The sequence below is a fragment of the Nostoc cf. edaphicum LEGE 07299 genome, assembly GCF_015207245.1.
Lineage (GTDB): Bacteria > Cyanobacteriota > Cyanobacteriia > Cyanobacteriales > Nostocaceae > Nostoc > Nostoc edaphicum_B.
This window is the reverse complement of record NZ_JADEXF010000760.1, coordinates 1-3,210: the sequence shown is the minus strand read 5'-3', so window position 1 is coordinate 3,210 and position 3,210 is coordinate 1. Positions and strand designations below refer to the sequence as shown.

The 3,210-nt window shown below is 39.6% G+C and carries 3 protein-coding genes; 2 read left to right on the top strand and 1 reads right to left on the bottom strand.

The features are described from left to right. Both IQ229_RS20260 and IQ229_RS20255 read left to right on the top strand, forming a co-directional pair. The coding region (locus tag IQ229_RS20260) for a carbohydrate ABC transporter permease (protein WP_194046825.1) at positions 1-788 on the top strand (788 nt) is incomplete at its 5' end. Between the two features lie 65 nt (positions 789-853). Further along, positions 854-1,681, top strand: coding sequence for an Rpn family recombination-promoting nuclease/putative transposase (locus IQ229_RS20255; protein ID WP_194046823.1), 828 nt, complete (start codon positions 854-856; stop codon positions 1,679-1,681). A 14-nt stretch (positions 1,682-1,695) separates the two neighbouring features. Here the strand turns inward: IQ229_RS20255 and IQ229_RS20250 are convergent. Then, the coding region (locus IQ229_RS20250) for a translocation/assembly module TamB domain-containing protein (RefSeq protein ID WP_194046821.1) at positions 1,696-3,210 on the bottom strand (1,515 nt) is incomplete at its 5' end.

The following is a 3,210-nucleotide window of genomic DNA, read 5'->3' as shown; positions in this document are numbered from 1 at the left end:
GCTATGAAGACATTGCCCAGCCGCCACTATGGATAGGTTTCGCCAACTTTCTCAAGCTTTGGAAGGATGCAGTTTTTTGGAAAACCTTAGAAAACACTTTTTTATATCTTGTAGGTGTAGTACCAATTTTAGTAATCGCTCCCTTAGTACTGGCAATTTTGGTAAATCAGAAACTGCGGGGAATGAATTGGTTTAGAGCAGCGTACTACACTCCAGTGGTAATTTCAATGGTGGTTGCGGGAATAGCTTGGAAATGGCTGTATGCAGAAAACGGATTATTGAATCAGTTATTTAAAACTTTAGGTCTTTTTCCAGAAGGCATTCCTTGGCTAACTAGCCCAGCAAAAATTTTTGGCATTGTACCAATTTCTCTTGCCAGTGTCATGGCTGTCACCGTATGGAAAGGATTAGGTTACTATATGGTGATTTATTTAGCGGGGTTACAATCAATTCCCGCTGATGTGTACGAAGCAGCAGCCATTGATGGCTCTGATGGTATCAGCAAACATTGGGATATTACCATACCTTTAATGAAGCCATATTTAGCACTAGTGGCGGTAATTTCGGCTATTTCTGCGACCAAAGTGTTTGAAGAAGTCTACATTATGACTCAAGGAGGCCCACTCAGTAGCTCGAAAACGATTGTTTATTATTTATATGAGCAAGCCTTCAATAACTTAGAAATTAGCTATGCTTGCACGATTGGACTAGTGCTATTTTTGATAATTCTAGGATTGTCAATTTTGCGATTAGCTATTAATCAGCAAGGTGATGATATCACAATTTAATAAATTTAGAAAAATCATCTTCCCTCAGCCCCGATAATCTGAAAATATTCAAATATCGAGAGTACATGAAAACAGACACAATTTTTTACACCTTATTCCAAACTCTTCCAGGTGTCTTATTTGAACTTTTGGAACAATCGCAAGCTTTAGCATTACACTACCAATTTACCTCAGTAGAAATCAAAGAATTAGCACGTCGTATCGATGGCTTATTCTTACCCAAACCTGAATTCCCAGAAGATACAATCTATTTTGTTGAGGTACAGTTTCAGCGCGATGATGATATTTACTGGCGAATAATCACAGAAGCTTTCCTCTATATCAATCAATATAAACCTCAACGTCGCTGCCAAGCAGTATTACTTTTTGCTCAACGTAGTCTCGACCCAGGTATACCATTCATTTATCAAACATCATTAGCTCCACAGCAAATTCGTACAATTTATTTAGACGAGTTAGATAATGTACCATCATCTTCGATTGGGCTAGGCATAATTAAGTTAGTAGTTGCAGCTGAAGATCAAGCAGTACAGCAAGCGAAAAACTTGATAAAACAAGTACAACAAACGGATGAAGCTAACCGTAGCAATCTTTTAGAATTAGTAGAGAGAATGCTTATCTACAAATTTGTAAACAAAAGTCAGCAGGAGTTAGAAGCAATGTTTGGATTAACCGATTGGAGACAAACTAAATTTTACCAGGAAGTAAAGGAAGAAACAAAGCAGGAAGTAAAAGAAGAAGTTCGCAAAGAAACAAAGCTCGATACTATACCCCGTCTACTTAAGTTGGGTTTAAGTATAGAGCAAATTGCTGAAGCATTAGAATTGGATGTTAAACAGGTACGACAAGCTATTGAGAAGCAAGGAGAAGAGGGAACAGGAAGTAATTTGTAATTGAAGAGATTTATTTAAAATCGCTTTTGATATTCCACTACAGCACGACTGTCATCGGTTAAGTTAGTGGAGGCACGCACACGAAATTCATTGTTTATCCGGTAATTAATACCCCATTGGAAGGGGTCGTTTGTTGTCAAAATTTTGATACTGGAAACAGATATTTTGGAAGAAATGTCAACCCCAGCCTCTGCTGCTAATTCCAAACTTGAATTGCTTCTTCCAGCTTCGGGATTCTCAGAAATAACGGTAGGAAATATCCGCAGTTCGCTTAAGCCAAAGGTACTCCCAATCTGGTTAAAAGCTGACTGAAAATTGTTAAACACAGCCGAACCTGCGATGTTAATCAGACCTAAAGTACTGTCTGCACGTCCTTGGGTGTCTACAAATCCGCCTCCTAAAAGAGCAACAATTTCGGTTTGACTACGTGATGGACTACTTGTTAATTCTAGATTTTCATTTAGTTTGCTAGCTAAACCGTTGATAGTGGCTTCGACTCGAACACTCTCTAATGCTGATAAACCTGTGGAATTTACTCGGCTGAAGTCATTACTTTGAGTTACATCCAATACTTTGGCAAATAGCCGAATATCTAAGTTGGGGTCGCGGGGTTGAGAAGGACTAAAAGTTGCGGTGTGTTTATAACCACGAGCAAGGTTAAATTGGGTGGTAAATAAATTTACCCCTCCTTTTTCTAACTGGATGGTGCCATCGGGTATCGGCTGATTGATTAAGCCGTTAACTATAAGATTACCAGTGGCGCGGAAGTTGAGAATAGGGTCACGGGTAATTTGGACGTTTTTACCTAGTTCCAAATCTAAATTATTAAATCTGGCGTTCGTATTTCCCGCCCCATTTCCAATTTCAGATTTGCTCTGCTTATTATCTTTTGTGGGTGATACGCCAATACTACCATTTTCAGATGTCGTGGCGTCGGTAGATTCTGCCAGCAATACTTTACCATCAAATAAATTTACTCTACCGCCAATTATGGGATTAAGGGCAGAACCAGTAATCTGCAAATTGCCACTAGCGCCTCCCTGATAAAGTCCCTTGAGATTCAACGCTAGCTGATCGAGATTAACAGTCAGGGGATTTTTGATAGTTACGTTCTCATTGTTGAAGATGGGAATTTCTCCAGCAGCTTCTACCTTCCCACGGCTAAATCTACCTTGAAGATTTTCTACTAAGATGTTGTCAAAATTAAACAGCACTCTACCTGTGACGCGTCTCAGCTTACCTGGTAAAGCTTGGGCTGAAAAAGTAGCATTATTGACAGTAGCAATTCCATTTACTTCGGGTTTTTGCAGTGTTCCCCGCACCTTGAGGTCTACTTCTCCTTCACCTTTCTCAAATACCACTTGATTACTCAATGCGTTTAACAGCCCCAATCCCTCGTTTTCTAACTTCATATCCAAACTGATTTGATCGCTGTCTGGTGCGACGGAAGCAAAAGGTAATTTATAAGGGATGCTGCCAGTAATGTCAACAGGTTTTGGCCCAGCAACTGCTACAGTACTACCAAAGTT

Coding starts and splice junctions, on each gene's coding strand:
- IQ229_RS20255 (WP_194046823.1), top strand. CDS start 854: ATGAAAACAGACACAATTTTTTACACCTTATTCCAAACTCTTCCAGGT.